The organism is Streptomyces sp. NPDC046870, assembly GCF_040704595.1.
GTDB classification, from domain to species: Bacteria; Actinomycetota; Actinomycetes; order Streptomycetales; family Streptomycetaceae; genus Streptomyces; species Streptomyces argyrophylli.
Genome location: NZ_JBEYXM010000002.1, coordinates 102,548 through 118,192, shown reverse-complemented (window position 1 = coordinate 118,192; position 15,645 = coordinate 102,548). Strand labels below are relative to the sequence as shown.

General features: G+C 66.7%; 12 protein-coding genes and 2 pseudogenes. 12 read left to right on the top strand and 2 right to left on the bottom strand.

Going from position 1 to position 15,645, the window contains the following annotated elements; genetic code table 11:
• Nucleotides 1–41: 41 nt before the first annotated feature.
• Entirely contained in the window at nt 42–1,109 is a 1,068-nt protein-coding gene (locus AB0946_RS05010) for a Ku protein (RefSeq protein ID WP_366759225.1), read from the top strand.
• 135 nt (nt 1,110–1,244) lie between these two features.
• Nucleotides 1,245–1,838: a hypothetical protein gene (locus AB0946_RS05005; RefSeq protein WP_366759224.1), complete on the top strand. Its 594-nt coding sequence runs from the start codon at nt 1,245–1,247 to the stop codon at nt 1,836–1,838.
• Nucleotides 1,839–1,848: 10 nt separating this feature from the next.
• Here AB0946_RS05005 and AB0946_RS05000 read toward each other — a convergent pair whose 3' ends face one another.
• Together AB0946_RS05000 and AB0946_RS04995 are read right to left on the bottom strand one after the other, a co-directional pair.
• Nucleotides 1,849–2,319: a GNAT family N-acetyltransferase gene (locus tag AB0946_RS05000; RefSeq protein WP_366759223.1), complete on the bottom strand. Its 471-nt coding sequence runs from the start codon at nt 2,317–2,319 to the stop codon at nt 1,849–1,851.
• A 202-nt stretch (nt 2,320–2,521) separates the two neighbouring features.
• A complete protein-coding gene (locus AB0946_RS04995; RefSeq protein ID WP_366759222.1) occupies nt 2,522–3,022 on the bottom strand; it encodes a hypothetical protein in 501 nt (166 codons plus the stop codon).
• Nucleotides 3,023–3,401: 379 nt separating this feature from the next.
• Here AB0946_RS04995 and AB0946_RS04990 point away from each other — a divergent pair, with 379 nt between their 5' ends.
• The 10 genes and pseudogenes from AB0946_RS04990 (at nt 3,402) to AB0946_RS04945 (ending at nt 15,233) form a co-directional block, all read left to right on the top strand.
• Complete coding sequence (locus AB0946_RS04990) at nt 3,402–3,968, top strand: GNAT family protein (protein ID WP_366759221.1); 567 nt, start codon at nt 3,402–3,404, stop codon at nt 3,966–3,968.
• Nucleotides 3,969–4,323: 355 nt separating this feature from the next.
• Nucleotides 4,324–4,746 carry a hypothetical protein gene (locus tag AB0946_RS04985; RefSeq protein WP_366759220.1) on the top strand — a complete coding sequence of 141 codons (423 nt, stop codon included), beginning with the start codon at nt 4,324–4,326 and terminating at the stop codon, nt 4,744–4,746.
• A gap of 538 nt (nt 4,747–5,284) precedes the next feature.
• Nucleotides 5,285–7,867, top strand: a complete 2,583-nt coding sequence (locus AB0946_RS04980; protein WP_366759219.1) for a Z1 domain-containing protein — start codon at nt 5,285–5,287, stop codon at nt 7,865–7,867.
• Nucleotides 7,864–8,874, top strand: coding sequence for a PD-(D/E)XK motif protein (locus AB0946_RS04975; protein ID WP_366759218.1), 1,011 nt, complete (start codon nt 7,864–7,866; stop codon nt 8,872–8,874). The genes AB0946_RS04980 and AB0946_RS04975 overlap by 4 nt, the downstream gene beginning before the upstream one ends.
• Nucleotides 8,871–10,712: a hypothetical protein gene (locus tag AB0946_RS04970; protein ID WP_366759217.1), complete on the top strand. Its 1,842-nt coding sequence runs from the start codon at nt 8,871–8,873 to the stop codon at nt 10,710–10,712. Before AB0946_RS04975 ends, AB0946_RS04970 begins: the two co-directional genes overlap by 4 nt.
• Nucleotides 10,712–11,623: a hypothetical protein gene (locus AB0946_RS04965; RefSeq protein WP_366759216.1), complete on the top strand. Its 912-nt coding sequence runs from the start codon at nt 10,712–10,714 to the stop codon at nt 11,621–11,623. The genes AB0946_RS04970 and AB0946_RS04965 overlap by 1 nt, the downstream gene beginning before the upstream one ends.
• Nucleotides 11,620–12,393: a DUF6339 family protein gene (locus tag AB0946_RS04960; RefSeq protein WP_366759215.1), complete on the top strand. Its 774-nt coding sequence runs from the start codon at nt 11,620–11,622 to the stop codon at nt 12,391–12,393. Before AB0946_RS04965 ends, AB0946_RS04960 begins: the two co-directional genes overlap by 4 nt.
• Nucleotides 12,394–12,665: 272 nt before the next feature.
• Nucleotides 12,666–12,884, top strand: a pseudogene (locus tag AB0946_RS04955) (hypothetical protein); the annotation flags it as partial.
• Between the two features lie 54 nt (nt 12,885–12,938).
• Nucleotides 12,939–14,191, top strand: a pseudogene (locus AB0946_RS04950) (site-specific integrase); the annotation flags it as partial.
• Nucleotides 14,192–14,378: 187 nt separating this feature from the next.
• On the top strand, nt 14,379–15,233 hold the full coding sequence (locus tag AB0946_RS04945; RefSeq protein ID WP_366759214.1) for a nuclease-related domain-containing protein: 855 nt from the start codon (nt 14,379–14,381) through the stop codon (nt 15,231–15,233).
• Nucleotides 15,234–15,645: the final 412 nt, after the last annotated feature.

The window sequence follows — 15,645 nt, the reverse complement described above, 5'->3', positions numbered from 1 at the left end:
CAGACGAACCGGAAAAATCGGCAAAGGGAAGGGTGCGGCACGTGCGATCGATTTGGAACGGCGCCATCTCCTTCGGCCTCGTCAGCATCCCGATCAAGCTGGTCAACGCCACGGAGAGCCACGCCATCTCCTTCCGGCAGATCCACACCGAGGACAACGGCCGCATCCGCTACCGCAAGGTGTGCGAACTGGAGGACCGCGAGGTCAGCCAGGGCGAGATCGGCAAGGCGTACGAGGACGCCGACGGCTCGATCATCCCGATCACCGACGAGGACCTCTCCCACCTCCCGATCCCGACCGCCCGCACGATCGAGATCGTCGCCTTCGTGCCGGCCGAGCGGATCGACCCGCTCCAGATGGGCGCGGCCTACTACCTGGCCGCCGGCGGAGCCCCCGCCGCCAAGCCGTACACGCTCCTGCGCGAGGCCCTCAAACGCAGCAACAAGGTCGCCATCGCGAAGTACGCCCTGCGCGGCCGGGAACGCCTCGGCATGCTGCGCGTGGTCGGCGACGCCATCGCCATGCACGGCCTGCTCTGGCCGGACGAGGTCCGCTCCCCGGAGGGCGTCGCCCCCGACACCGACGTCACCATCCGCGACAAGGAACTCGACCTCGCCGACGCCCTGATGGACACCCTCGGCGAGGTCGACCTGGAGGACCTGCACGACGAGTACCGGGAGGCGCTGGAGGAGGTCATCGCCGCGAAGGCCTCCGGCGAGGCCCCGCCCGAGACCCCGCAGCCCGCGGCCGGCGGCAAGGTGCTGGACCTGATGGCCGCCCTGGAGAACAGCGTCCGCGCGGCCCGCGAGTCCCGCGGCACCCCGCCCCCCGGCGAGGAGGCCGAGGTCAGACCCCTGCGGGGCCGGCCCGAGCCGAAGGAGACGGAGGGCAAGAAGTCGACGTCCACGAGGAAGTCGGCCGCGACGAAGAAGACGGCACCCGCCCGCAAGTCGACGGCCGGGACGGGGGAGGGGACGAAGAGGACGACGACCACGAAGAGCACGGCGAGGGCGTCGAGGAACGGGGAGACCTCGAAGAGTACGGCGGCGAAGAAGACGACGACGAAGACGACGGCGAAGAAGACGGCGTCACGGAAAAGGACGGCGTGAGGGGCCTCCCGGGGCAATTCTGTCCGATTCACGCTCTTTACGTAGACCCTCCTTCTGCCGAACCTGCCCACAGGGTTTGTCGCGCGAAGGGGGGAGGCGCCTGCCCGGGCGCCGGCGACGATGGATGCTGCCTCCATGGCCACTCTGCTGGCCGCGCTCACCACCGCGTTGGTGGCGCTCATGGGCTACTGGATCAACCAGCACGCCAAGCGCCGTGAGCAGAAGAGCCGCATGTACGCGGAGGCGCTCCAGGTCATCCACTCCTACGAGGACCTCCCCTACCTGATCAGATGCCGCCCCGCGTCAGACCCACCGACCAGGGCGGCGCTGGCCCAGCAGATCAGCGACGTCTTCACGAAGATCAACCTGCACCAGAACCTCCTGCTCATGGATTCCCACGTAGTCGGTGAGGCGTACGCCGACCTGTTCCAGCAGACCCGCCGCCACGCCGGCCCGCACCGCCTGGAGGCCTGGAACACACCCCCCGTCGCGACCGACTCGGACATGTCCGGGAGGGCGTACTTCCCCTACGACAACCAACCGGAACAGGAACTCTGCCTGCTGGCGATGAGAAGAGAACTGACCCCCTGGGGCTGGCTGCTGCGCCCCCACACCCACCGGCAGATACGCCACCTGCGCCACCGGCGCACCCCCTGGTCCGAACCCGACTTCATGAGGGAAACCCGCGCCAGACTCCTGTCCCCCCGGGGCGGAGGGGCCGGCGACTAGACGTGTGAGCTCAACGGCTGGGGAAGACGAGCCGCAGTACGACCTCGCCGTCGTCGATCTCCCCGGTGGGCTCGAAGCCGAACTTCCGGTAGAAGGGCCACGGTTCACCCTCGCCGGGGTCGTAGCTGGTCAGCAGCTCGGTGGCGCCGTCCGCACGCACCAGGGCGGCGATCTGTGTGAGGGTCTCCCGGCCGATCCCTCGCCTCTGGTGCCGCTTGTCGACGAGGAGGCGCCAGATGAAGTGCCGCCCTTTGTAGGGACCAGCGGGCGGCTTCCACGACAGCATCACGAACCCGACCGGCTCGTCACCGACGTACACGGCGCGGTACCAGGGATTGGCCTCCGGGTGCCGCGCCGCCTGCTTGAGCGACTTGGACACGGAGGCGACGAACTGCTTCTGATCACGCCGGACGCGGAGGGCACGAACGGCATCCCGGTTGTCGTCGGTGACTTCCCGCAGGTGCACGCCGGAAGGCTTCATGCCATACCCCCTTCCTTCATAGGGCGGCCGACACAGACTGGGCGGAGCGCGAGGAGCCGCCGCCGTGGGCCGGTCAGTGGTGCGCAAGCACGACCAGCACGCCAGATCGGATGTCCTCGCAGCGTATTCGGCACCGCGGAAGCGAAACAGGATCGGCACGCCGGACGGTGGCCGTCCCGAGGCGGCTGCGCACGGGGCTGTCCTAGTCGTCGAGCAGGGGGCTGTGGCGTTCGATGAGCGGGCCGACGCCGAGGTCTTCCCGCATGAGCTCACGCATCTCGGCGGCTGCCTTACCGCGGGCTTCCCAGCGGGCGCGATCCTCCGGACTGCTGACGGCGGTGCCGGCGACGTAGCCGTCGCAGATGCCGCGAAGGCAGTGGAACACGCGGTTGGAGGCCTTGACGACAGGCTGGGGCGCGATGAGCCACATCCGTTCGGAAGCGATGGCTATGCCGGACTCCCGAAAGGCTTCGCGCAACGCGAGCGCCCGCTCGTCATCGGACGGGTGCTCCCGCGCGGCCGGGGCCCGCAGGGACTCCCCGAGGACCTTCACGGCCGTCGTGTACTGCGTGTAGACGTCGAGCCGCAGCCGACGAGCGTCCCTGGCATCCTCACGCTTCCACCGATTCCGATCGGCGACGAGAGGAGCGACGATCCCGATCCCGGCCCCGACCAGGGTGGAGAGCAACGGCAACCAGTCCATGGGCGCCAGCTTGGGCCATCGGGTCACGGCGGCACCAGATGGACGCGTGGAGGACGAACCGGTGCCGCCGGCAGCGAGAGACCACCTGCACGTGAAAGCCCCCTCCCCTGCCGCGAAGCATGTCCGCCTGCTCCCTGCGCGCGTGCGGGCTGCGCAAACACGGTCTGCCGCGATTCGCCGGACAAGCTGCACCCACGGTGCGGCCTCGGGCATGCTGCCCGGGGCCTCCGCCTTGAGGTACTGTCCGGCGGGTCTTCCGGGCGTGCGTCGAGTTTCCCGCCGAGCCCAACTCGATCTATGAAGGGGCGGACGCCGTTGCCCACGCCGGCCGTACGAGACGCGGTCCGACCGTGTGGTCGAGAGGATCAGGAGTCGCTCCATGCCCGATGAGATCACGCTGCGCCCGGTAACCGCCGACGATCTCGAACTGTTCGAGCGCGAGTTGAGCGGGCCGGAGGGAACCGGCCCGTATCAGTGGTTCGGCTTCAGATCACCGGCCGACCTACGCCGGCGATTCACGGAGACCGGTCTGCTCGGCCCCGATGGCGGCGTGCTCTGCGTCGCTGAGGCGGGCAAGACGGTGGGCCGGGTCGAGTGGTTCGCGAGCACCTGGGGACGGCCCGCCACGTCTACCTGCTGGAGTCTGGCGATCGGCCTGGTGCCCTCCGCGCGGGGCCGCGGCATAGGCACCCGGGCCCAGCGACTGCTGGCCGGGTACCTCTTCGACCACACCAGGGTCGAACGGCTCCAAGCCTGGACGGACTGCGCCAACCTCGCCGAGCAACGTGCCTTGGAGAAGGCGGGCTTCGTCAGGGAGGGCGTGCTGCGCTCCGCGCAGTGGCGCGGCGGCCAGTGGCACGACCAGGTGATCTTCTCCATGCTCCGCGCGGAGCGTCCGGCGGCGAGCCGGGACGGCGATCGACCCGGCCCTTCACCGCGCGCCTGACCGAACTGTCCCGCGGCCCCACCGGGCAGCCCCCGCCAGTCGCTTGCACTGCGGTCTCGGGCGTCCCCTCGCTTGCCGCCGGCATGCCGGCAACGTTGATGCGGTGCACGGGGGGGCTTTGCGTAACTGCACGTCACGCGCTGGAAGCGGTACGGGCAGAGGCGTACGGCGTCGCTCGCCAACACCAGGCTCGGAGCCGGGCCTGAGCCGGCGCGACACAGCGAGCTGCCGGCCTTCCCTGCGGGGCCTGTGGGTGATTTCCAGGGTGTGACCGTCATCGAGGCGAGGTGCCCTGTCAGTGCCGTCTCTTACGCTCCGCTGTTGAACATGCAGTTCGAATGGAGAGGGGACGCGGATGGGTGGCAACGCATGGACGCACACGGGTCCGTATCAGCGTGATCTGGCGGCCGCGTTCCGGCAGGAGCAGGAAGACGAGCTGGCGCGGGACAACCACGGCTTCGAGGGCCGGTCCGTCGAGGAACTGTGGCGCGACCCGGAGTGGCACGAGTACATCTTCACCGGCGGCACGGGCTCCGTGCTGGACTTCCCTCTCATGATCGAGGCCGCGGACACCGAAGACGGTCCGTTCATGCGGCCGCTGACCGACGACGAGGTGCGAGCGTGGGCTCCACACGGCCGGCCCACCTACGAGGAGTGGGACGCCGCGCTCGACTCCGAGCAGCTGGACTTCCCACGCCGCGCCCGGGGCAACTGCAGAGTGCTCTACCGCGACGGCAGGCCCGCGCAGATCGCCTACTGGGGGGTCACCGCCGACTAGGGGGGCCGGTACCGCCCCTGTCCCGGGGTTCGGGCCCACATCGCTTCGCCGGGCTCACCAGGAGTGATGCATCAAAATCCTGTCCACGCCACACCTACAGCCCCGGCATGGGGCCGCTCCGGACGGCACGTGCCTGCACAGACGCGAAGACCCCGGCCTCAGCGTTTCCGCTGGTGACGGGGTCTTTGGGCACCTAATCCAAGGTGCCCCCGGCAGGATTCGAACCTGCGCACACGGCTCCGGAGGGAGCTTGACTACCAGGCATTGTCGCAGGCCACAGCTCTATAGATGGCTGTCTGACGAGTATGGGTCCACGCCTCGTCCACAGCTCGTAGCATGCGCATGAGTTGCTGGCACGGTGGCACAACTGCTTGGTCTCCTGCTCGGAAACGGCGAGGCTGTGCCGGCAGTCAGGACGCGGTCCGGGGCGAACCTGCGGCCAGGAGGCAGTGGATGCCGGAACGCGGTCAGGAAGCCGCGAGCGAGTGGCGTCGCAAGGGATGCGCGAGTGTCAGTGGGGTGTTCTACAGTCGGCTTCGTGGATGACTTCTTTGACGTCTTTGCAGCTCAGGCGCAGCGCAACGGTCTGGAACAAACGGTCCTCAAGTTTCAAAAGCGGTTCGACCAGGACGAAATCGACAATTACGTCCGGGAGTACCAGAAGCGTGCCGAGTCCGTCAGAGTCGGCTATCCTCCCAAGATTCTCGCCGCGCCGGGGATGAAGCCCTGGTACCCAGGTCCTTTGGCCGACGACCCCTACTGGGTGCCGTATGCCGACTTCCTGAACCAGCAGGAGGGATGGCCCAAGGATCGCTTGGGAGTACTTAACGAGGCTTCGTCGAAGATCATCGCCTTCACTAACGATCCGTCCCACGCGACGTTCCTGACGAAGGGTTTGGTCGTCGGGCACGTGCAGTCCGGCAAGACCACCAACTACACAGCGGTGATCGCCAAGGCCGCCGACATCGGGTACCGACTGATCATCGTCCTCTCCGGCATCCACAACGGTCTGCGCCGCCAAACCCAGGAGCGCTTGGCCGAGCAGTTGCTGGCTCGCAAGGACGACGGGTGGTTCACCCTGACGTCCGTGGACTCCGACTTCGAGGAACAGACCACCAAAGCGGCCGCATATCTGCACCAGAGTGGCACCGGGGTGACCCTGTGTGTGGTGAAGAAGAACCACCTGCGGCTGCAGCGGCTGATCGATTGGCTGAGGCCGGCGGGCCAAGCCGGAAGCTTCGTCGATCTGCCGGTGCTCATCATCGACGACGAGGCCGACCAAGCGAGCGTGGACACAGCAACCATCAACCCGCTAATCCGCCAGTTGATCAACCTGTTCGACAAGCGCACCTACCTGGGCTACACCGCCACGCCGTTCGCCAATGTGCTCATCGACCCGTCAGCCGAGGACCTGTATCCCGAGACGTTCATCCTCAGCCTGCCCCAGCCCGACGGTTACTTCGGGGCTGAAAAGATTTTCGGGCGGGAAGCGGTGGAGGGCGAGGCGACCGGCAGCGATCTCGACGGCCACGACATGGTCCGGATCGTCCCTGACAAGACGGTCAACCTGCTGCGTCCCAGTCGCAGGGCCGACACGCCCGACTTTGCACCGACTCTGACGAAGGAGCTGACTGCGGCGGTCCGGTATTTCTGGATGGCGACCGCGGCACGCCGATGCCGCGGCGACTACGAGCATTCCACCATGCTCGTGCACCCCAGCATGCAGACGGTCGTGCACGAGGCTTACCGTGCACCGCTGTTGCAGATGCAGCGATCCATGGTCGACGCTCTGGAGACGTGCGACGAAGAGGTACTGAAGCAGTTGCGGTGGCAGTGGGAGGAAGAGAGCCGCAAAGTCCCTGCCGCACAGTTCGGCAACCGTTTCATTCCCTTCGACGACCTGCTTGAGCACCTTGCGCACATCGTGGCACAGACCGATGTGGTGCTCGACAACCATCGCAGCCGGGACCGGTTGGACTACTCCGGGGACACGGTGGTGGCCATCGCCGTGGGCGGCAACACTCTTTCGCGAGGTCTGACACTCGAGGGGCTGGTGGTCAGCTTCTTCGTCCGATCGGCCCGTACCTACGACACTCTGCTGCAGATGGGCCGCTGGTTCGGGTTCCGCCCGGGCTATGAGGATCTGCCTCGTATCTGGATGACGAAACAGCTCAAGGAATACTTCAGACACTTGGCGACGGTCGAGCACGAAATCCGCCTGGACATCAGGCGTTATGAGGAGGAGAACATTCCGCCCAGCGAAGTGGGGGTGCGTATCCGTACGCACCCAGTGCTCAACGTGACCGCGAAGATGGGACGTGCCAGGACGGCGTACACCTCCTACGGCGGCCGACGCGTGCAGACCCGCTACTTCCGTGAAAACGACCAGGATTGGCTGGCCGACAATCTGGAAGCAGCCCGCAAACTGGTCGCCGATGCCCTGCGTGACGGTGCGAGTCTGCAGGATCGAGGCACCGGCGAGGTGCTGCTGCGCGATGTCGACGTGCGTCACGTTCTGCGCTTCGTCGACAACTACCAGGTGCACGAGGACTCGCCTGATCTGGAGCCCAGGCTGATCCGCGCGTACATCGAGAAGGAGAATCGGCGTTCGCCGCAGAGCCTGCTCAGCTGGACCGTCGCTGTCATGGGCGGACCCATCCCGGACGCCCGGCACCTGGTGGAGTTCGATGACCAGGTGCGGGTCGGCACGATCAACCGGTCCAAGTTGAACGACAGCGGTGGTGAGAAGGCCGACATCAAGACACTGATGACCAAGGAACACCGGGTTGTCGACATGGACGTGCCTGCGGCCGAGGCGCGTCGTAAATCCGAGGAGGGCTTGGTGGCGTTGCGCAACGAACACCCGGACTTCCAGGACCAAGGGCTGCTGCTGCTCTACCCGATCGCCAAGGACTCCCCGCCCGACGACGCCAACCGGGACACGCGTCGTCCGTTGGAAGCGGTCGAGCATGTCATCGGCGCCGCCTTCGTCTTTCCCGGCAACTCCAAGGACAAGGTGGCCAACCGGTACGTGCAGGTGGGCATCGATCACCAGGCGATCGACCCTGCGGAGTACGACGACGTGGCCAACGCCCTCAACGACGAGGCGGACGACGCATGAGCACAGCGGGCACGGACTGGCGGCGCGAGCTGCGCGTGACGTGGTCCATTCTGGCGGCGCAGCGGACGGTCGGCGAGCACATGACCATGGCACCGATCGGTCTTGCCCTAAAGGCAGGCGAGGTGCAGATAGGACTCGACGCGCGCGGAGATCGCCATCTGCTGCTGCCTGTTCGCAACGACAACGTCCGCGAGGACCTGCGGTCGGCACATGTGCGCCTCAAGAAGGGCGCCATTGTCCTTGAGGGTCGAACACAGCACTATGCGGATCTGGTGTGCCACCGTGCCGATCTCGGTGATCTGTTCGACGACGTGGTCAGCGAGATCGTGGAGCGCTTGGCCGAGGACGGCGGAGATCCATCGGAAACCTGTCGACGGGTCCTGGAAGCCTGGCGTGAGATGTTCGCGGGCCGCGGTGGACGGCTTACGGTCTCCGAGCAGCGCGGTCTCTTCGGAGAGCTGACCGTGCTGGAGCATCTCCTTCATGGGAACGCGTTTCTGCGGCCTACTCACATATGGACGGGTCCGGACCGCCGGCCTCACGATTTCTGTCTGGCGGACAGAAGTTGGGAGGTCAAGACGCTGGGCGCGAGCAGATCTATGGTGGAGATACATGGCCTGGACCAGCTGGCACCCCCGCCCGGTGGGTGCCTGACGCTGATCCTGGTCCGTTTGGTTGAGGACACATCGGGCACGTCCCTGCCTGAACTCGCCGAGAGGGTGGTGAACGCCGCCGAAGACTCGCGCGGCGTGATCGAACAGTTGGCCAAGGCCGGATACAGCGCGGCAGACGCGGAGCTGTACGCCACCGCACGCTACGGACGCCCGCAGTTGCTCGGGCTCACGGTCGACGCCGACTTCCCCGCCCTGACACACGCCAGTCTGCGCGGCACGCTGCCCACCAGCATCGAAGCCGTCCGCTACAGCCTGGATGTGGCCGATCAGCTGCCCGATGCCCTCGGCCACAAGGAAGTCGTGGCACAGCTGCAAGGACGGTCGGCCTCGTGAGCGATGCAAAGTGGTGGGCTCAACCGTCCGCGCCGGAGGGCGCCTCGCCCGGTGAGGGCATCCGCAAACAGCTCGGTCGACCCGACCTCGATCCGCTGCAGGTCTTGGTGCGAGAAGCCGCACAGAACACCTGGGACGCACGCCTGGGCACCCTTGAGGTCGGCTTCGACGTTGCGCTTGCCAATCCGGGCCCGTCCGGTCTGCAGCCGTGGAAGAACTTGCTTCTGCCTACGTTCGGCGACGACACGTCGCTGCGTCTGGCCACCGTGCTGAACGATCCCGCCACGGTGCTGCTGACCATCAGCGACCGCGGTACGGGCGGCCTGGGCGGCCCCCTGCGCGGCGATCGGGTCTACCACGGCAGTGCCGATTTCGTTGGCCTGGTCCGTGACATCGGCCGCACCAGTCGCCGCGAACACAGTGGGGGCACCTACGGATTCGGCAAAGGTGTGCTCTTCACCACCAGCGCGGCTGGCACCATCCTGGTGCGCACCCGATGCCGATGGCAGGACCGCGTCCAGACTCGTCTGATTGCCGTCGCCCTGGGAGACAGCTTCGACCACCAGGAGCGGTGCTACACCGGACGCCACTGGTGGGGCTGTATTGCGCCCGATGGCATCCCTGACCCACTGCTAGACGATGAGGCCGACGCCGTTGCCCATGCCCTGGGGATGCCGGCGCGCGCAGCCGACGAGTTGGGCACCGATATCGTCATAGTGGGTGCCCGACTGGGCTCCAGCGCGGCCCCGGAAGCAGACGGCCCTGAACAGCCCCGCACGATGCAAGAGGCTGCCCGGTTCATAGGCTCCACCATGCTGTGGGAACTGTGGCCCATCATGATCGACACTCCCCAAAGCCCGATCCGGATGCGTTGTCGGGTCAGCGTCGACGGACAAGATCTGCCTCTGCCCGATGCCGATCGCGTAGCCAGACTGCAGCCGTTCGTCCGCGCCTTCCACAGCACGCTCACCGACGGAGCGCCCGTGCGCAGCAGAACACCTGCTGTCGATCTCGGTCGCTTCACCGTCGAGGCCTTCATGACTCCGGTGCGTCCGCACTGGACGGACATCGCCGCCCCCACCGACGGACCGATGCACCACTGCGCCCTGATGCGGCAAGCCGGCTTGGTGGTGCAATACCGCCCCGGACCACAGCTGCCCGATTCCGACGTGTCCTACGGCGCGGTCTTCCGTACCCACGTCGACGTGGACGATGCCTTCGCAGCCGCGGAACCGCCCACCCACGACGCCTGGGTACCCAAGAACATGGAGGACGCGACCGCCAGGAAGCTGGTGCGCTCGGCGCTGCGCACAATCGACAACCGGATGCGGGAGTACGCCTGGGCCGAACCCGAGCGGGCCGCAGCCGCCGGCACCCAGCCTCCGCTGGGCGCTTTGTCCAACCGCTTCGCCTCTCTGATGCCCACCGGCACTGGATCCGGCGCCGGGCAGCGACCGCCCAGACCGAGCGGCCGGCCAGCAGGTCGAGGCGCGGACGAGCTGGTGCGCACCCTCATCCCGCCCAGGCTCGTCGAGATCGACCAAGAGTTCTTCGTCGTCACTGACATCACCGCCGCATCCACCTCGCGCCCGATCCGTATCACAGCGACCGCGTCCGTGGCCTTGGACAACGGCTCCGAGACGGACCCGCCCGCTGGTGCGGCCAGCCCGCACGTGGTGCGCTTTGAAACCCTCGACTCAGCCGAGGCACGCCCCGGTGCCGACCTCACCCTTACGGCCGAAGACCCGCGCGACTGGCGCGTAGTGGTGAACCCCGTCGATGGAGCCGCTACCCGTATTCGCATCAGCGCGCAGTACGCCCAGGTGGAGGCGTCCTGATGATCCGCGACATCATGCCCTTCGTCCGGCCGGCCGCCGAGGTGCTGGTGACCAGCCCCTGGCAACTCGACGATGACGGGGGCACCCGAGAGCTGCCGGAGCTGCTGCCGGACTGGGATCCCCAAGCCGACCTCGCGCTGCACCGTCGAGTGACGGTCCATTACCCCGAGGTTTTGGCCGCTTGCCGACTGCCGGCTGGCACGCCGCTCCTGGTGGTCGTCGACTGGCATTCCTCAGCTGCGCATCTCGCGGGAACTGCCTTCCGCCACATAGTGATCGAGCCGGATGAACTGACCGTCACGGCCAAGCTGGCCGGTGCGAACCTCGGGGGAACCCTCGTCCTCAAAACCCGTCTGGTGCTTGCCGACGACGTTGCCGACCCCGATCGAGCGAGACGCTTCAGTCCCCGCCACGCCGGGGAAATTCTGTGGGAGGAGACGGCCGAGGTTCACCTGGAGGGCGTCGCGTCACGCTTCCCGACCTCAGTGATCGACTTCAAGCTGCGCGGCTTCGACGAGGACGCTCGATGGGCCATCGACATCCCGGACGACCCGTCCGTACCGGTTGCAGGTGGCGTGCGGCTGTACCTGAACCAGTCCGACACGGAACTGGTCACTGCTGCCACTCGGGCAGCAACCCCCACGCCCTTGCAGCGTCGCCTCATCGAGGAGATGTACGACGACGTCGCACGCCAACTGGTTGAGGCCTGCCTGCGCCCAGCCTGGCGTGACGCGCTGCTCGATGCCAGCGAAGAGCCCGGAAGCCTGGCCGAAAGCCTGATCATTCTGGTCTCCAACCTCTTCGAAGGCGAGTCTCTGGAGGCCGTTGCCGCGCGCCGGGACGCCGACCCCTCCGTTTTCGCCACCGCACTTCAAGGCGCGCTGCGACGCACCCGACGGGAAACGTCATGACCCTGCTGTATCCGCGAATCACTTCCGCCGAGGCCACCGCGCTCCTGGAGGAGTACGACGCCCTGTCCCTGCAGGACCTCGAAAAGCGGGCCGGTGTGTCGCCCGGTGCCTTCTACGGCACTACCGGCGGCCACCCCGTCGACGTCGGCCACCTCGAACATCTGGCGCATGTCCTGCGGGACTGCGCACGGCGCGCCGGCTACCCCCATCTTCCCGACGACCGGAACAAGGTCCTTTTTGACCGTGCAGCCGCCAAGGCCCTGCACGCCACCATGGACATCACCCCTGCCGAGGCTGGTCAACCCGACATGTGGACCCACCTCGCCACCTGCCTCGTCCCCGACGTCGTGGCCTGGCGATTCGGGACTCGTGCTCCCAAACGCTGGATCGGCACCGGTCTGGTCCGCCACACCCTCGCCCGCCTGTGGTGGCAGGCCCATGCCCTCGCCGTCACCCGTAACGGCACCACGGACTACGGCTTGCTCGACAACCTCACCGAATCCGACCTCAACCAGATATTCGAGCGCCGGGCCATTGGCGGGACTCCACCGTTGGCCCGTGCGCTGGCCCGCGAACTAACCACACCCGGCCTTCACGGGGCCGGCGTATCCCGGCGTGAGATCGTCAGGGACACCGCTAAGCGCCTGCGCCGCCTGCTGCCGTACACCTCCTTCACCTCCCTGGACGAAGCGGCCATCCAACGCCGCGTGGGCAGCCTCGTCTCCGAGTCCATTAAAGCCCTCAAGGATCAAACACCACGAAAACCTTGAACACTGTCTTCCGCTCCGTGTTCTCAGCCCGGCCCGAGCCCGCTTGGTCGCCACGCCACCTTGTCGTGGCTGCACTGTGCTCCGGATCGGAGAACTACACGCCGCCTCACATGGGCTCCTGTTTCGTGGGGTTGTGCAGGACTTGGTGGCGCCTTGCTTTCAGGTTCACGCGTTGCGGCCAGGAGTCAGGCCCCGCCGTTCCGCCGCCTGCTCCCGCCATCGAAAGGGCTGGTGGGCCGAAGCTGTAGCGTCGTTACCAAGTTGAGGTTGTGATGCTGTGGTGCTCCCGGATCACGTCTCGGTCCAGTACGGCATCCGCCGGAAGGTGTAGTCGGCCTCCCTGTAGCGCCTTGTACGCTGGATGCCCGAAGAGGCTCGGGGCGATACACACCTCGAGACGAGTCGTCCTGATGGCTCGCCCCGCTCTCCGCGCGGACGCGGTCCTGGTCCAAGCCGTCATTGCAGGGGCCCTGTCCTTCGCGCACCTCCACGACCTCGCCGCCGCCGCGGGACAGATCGGATGGAAGGCGTGGGCCTACCCCGTTGCGCTCGCCGATCACTACCGCGCGAAGCTCATGAGTGCCATGCGGTGCGGCGAAGAGTTCGACACGGAGACTGGTCTTCCGGCTTCGATGGAAGAGAAGAAGTCGCCGTTGTCCTGGTACGACTTCGCCCTCAGGTATCTCGCAATGAAGTGGCCGCACGAGGCTCCCAATGCGCGAGACGGCATCAGCGAATCTCTGACCAGCGTGACCATGGAACTGCTCGCGGAGCGCGCAGGGCGACCGTCCGACGAGGAGATCCGCAAGGCCTTACGTAACTGGGCCTTCGTGCTGCCAGGTCCCGACATGCGGGAAGTCCCGGACAATGTCCGGAACGTCCTGCACTGGGTAGCGAAGGCTTCTCGACCGCTCGCGGACCTCGCTGAACCGGCAACGGCTCGCGCGGTGCTCGACGGGCTGAAGCTCAAGCTTGACGGCACCGCGGCAGCTGCCGAGACCGTGCGGCGGAAGCGGCGGACCCTCGTCAACGCTGCGACGCGGTCGACCTGGGGGAGCTGCGGGAGAATCCGATCACGGCGGTTCGCTGGCATAAGCCCAAGGTTTCGAACCAGGTCGATCCGCGCGTTGTGGCCAACCCTGAGCAGGCACGCAATCTCCTGGCGGCAGTGTCCTACGTGGGTGGATACCGGCGTGCTCGCGGCCGGCGTCTCGTCGGGTTGTTTGCGGCGATGTACTTCGGCGGCCTCCGGCCCGCTGAGGCGGTCGGCCTGGTCGAGACTGACCTTGTCCTCCCTGAGCAAGGCTGGGGATCGGCACTGCTCCACCGAACCCGTCCTTCGGTGGGCAAGCAGTGGACGGACTCGGGAGAGACCCACGACGACCGCGGGCTCAAGAACCGACCGGCTGAGGACGTTCGGCGTGTACCCATCCCGCCCCAGCTCGTCGCAGTGCTGCGCGAGCACCTGGCCACGTTCGGCACAGCGGATGACGGGCGGCTCTTCTTCAGCGAGAAGGGTTCGGTCGTCCCGTCCTCGACCTACTACCGCGTGTGGCAGGAGGCTCGTCTCCTGGCGCTTCCGCCGGCTGTCGCGGCCTCGCCGCTGGCGAGCAGGCCGTACGACCTTCGGCACTCGGCGCTGTCGACGTGGCTCAATGCGGGAGTGGATCCCACCGAGGTTGCCGAACGCGCCGGCAACAGCGTTGAGGTCCTACTGACTCGTTACGCGAAGTGCCTGGACGGACGGCAGGGCGTTGCCAACCGGCGTATCGAGGACCTGCTCCGCGAGTACGAGTGAGACAACCTGCATGACACGGAGGCCTCAGGCATGTCGCCTGCGGCCTCCCTCGTTTTGGCCTTACCTGCGCCGATGCCTCGTTCGGAAAGGGCGAGCTGAGTCGAGCTGCGTGTCCTGCGGTCTTGTGGCCTCGTCTCGCTTGCTGCTGGCATATCTGCAACGTCAACGCAGGAGCACAGGGGGCCTGATGGAACTGCACGTCACGCGCTGGAGGCGGTACGGGCATGATCGTCTGTACGCCAACCTGCCTGATGGCACTGCGGTGGGTTGGGCGGACGTCATGACGGGGAACGTCACGGTTTTGCGGGCCGAGTGTCGTGACGACGTGATCACCGTGCTCACGAAGCGCTTACAGAACCTCACCAAGCCGGTCCTGCCAGACAGGGCGCCGCAGGTTCAGGTACGTCCGATGCTGCCGCCTCTGACGCCGGCCGACGATCTGGCCGTCAACCCTCCCGGGCGGGCGTTGCGCGATCTGCTCGCCGAATCCGGCCCGGGGCTGATGGAGCGAGTCGTCTCACGGCTTCTGCGGCGGCCATCGGAATGGGACTCCTGGCGAAAGGGATTGGCGGGGGAGCGGCGAGTGGGAGCCGAGTTGAACCGCTTGCGGCGCCACGGCTGGCGCGTCCTGCACTCTGTTCCGTTGGCTAACAAAGTGGATATCGATCACTTATTGATCGGGCCTGGTGGAGTGTTCAGTATCAATACGAAGCATCACGACAAGAGGGCCGTATGGGTCGGGGACGATTCCGTGAAAGTCGATCACGGGAAACCGGCGCCCTACGCGCGTAAGAGCCGGGCGGAGGCCAAGCGGGTCGCCCGAGTGCTTGAACGCTATTGCGACTTCCCGGTACCGGTGGAGCCGGTGCTCGTTTTCGCGGGTGTCACCGAGCTGAAGGTGGTTGCGACGCAGCTCGATGTCCGGGTGTACCAGGAGCGCCATGTGTCGGCACTCGCTCCGCTCTCAGGCGTTCTCACGACTGACCAGGTGGAGCAGGTGTACAGCGTTGCTCGCCACCGTCAGGCGTGGGCTCAAGCTTGAGTTGGTGGCCGCAGTGTGGTGCCGACAGTCCTCCGGGGCGGCCGTCGGTAGCCCCTGCGGCCTGACGTTTCCATGTCCCACCTGCGGCGATACTCCAAAATTCCGTCCCCGCATCGTCCACAGACCTCGACATACACCCACTCCGGGCGGCACACGCCTGCACATACGCGAAGGCTCCGGCCTCAGCGTTTCCGCTGGTGACGGGCTCTTTGGGTGCCTCAGCTGGGTGCCCCCGGCAACATTCGAACCTGCGCACACGGGTTCCGGAGTGATTGTGCCGATCACACCTGACAACCGTTTGACCTGCGGCATGGCAGATTAGGTGGTGGTAGCGACGCAGGCTGTGTCGCAGGTATAACGCATGCGCCCGGGGAGCGCGGCCGAGGTCTCTTGAGCTATGCACCCACGATGC

Bases quoted from the DNA above. Each gene is read 5' to 3' on its own strand.
- AB0946_RS05005 (WP_366759224.1), top strand. From the start codon at position 1,245: ATGGCCACTCTGCTGGCCGCGCTCACCACCGCGTTGGTGGCGCTCATG.
- AB0946_RS05000 (WP_366759223.1), bottom strand. From the start codon at position 2,319: ATGAAGCCTTCCGGCGTGCACCTGCGGGAAGTCACCGACGACAACCGG.
- AB0946_RS04995 (WP_366759222.1), bottom strand. From the start codon at position 3,022: ATGGACTGGTTGCCGTTGCTCTCCACCCTGGTCGGGGCCGGGATCGGG.
- AB0946_RS04990 (WP_366759221.1), top strand. From the start codon at position 3,402: ATGCCCGATGAGATCACGCTGCGCCCGGTAACCGCCGACGATCTCGAA.
- AB0946_RS04985 (WP_366759220.1), top strand. From the start codon at position 4,324: ATGGGTGGCAACGCATGGACGCACACGGGTCCGTATCAGCGTGATCTG.
- AB0946_RS04975 (WP_366759218.1), top strand. From the start codon at position 7,864: ATGAGCACAGCGGGCACGGACTGGCGGCGCGAGCTGCGCGTGACGTGG.
- AB0946_RS04965 (WP_366759216.1), top strand. From the start codon at position 10,712: ATGATCCGCGACATCATGCCCTTCGTCCGGCCGGCCGCCGAGGTGCTG.
- AB0946_RS04960 (WP_366759215.1), top strand. From the start codon at position 11,620: ATGACCCTGCTGTATCCGCGAATCACTTCCGCCGAGGCCACCGCGCTC.
- AB0946_RS04945 (WP_366759214.1), top strand. From the start codon at position 14,379: ATGGAACTGCACGTCACGCGCTGGAGGCGGTACGGGCATGATCGTCTG.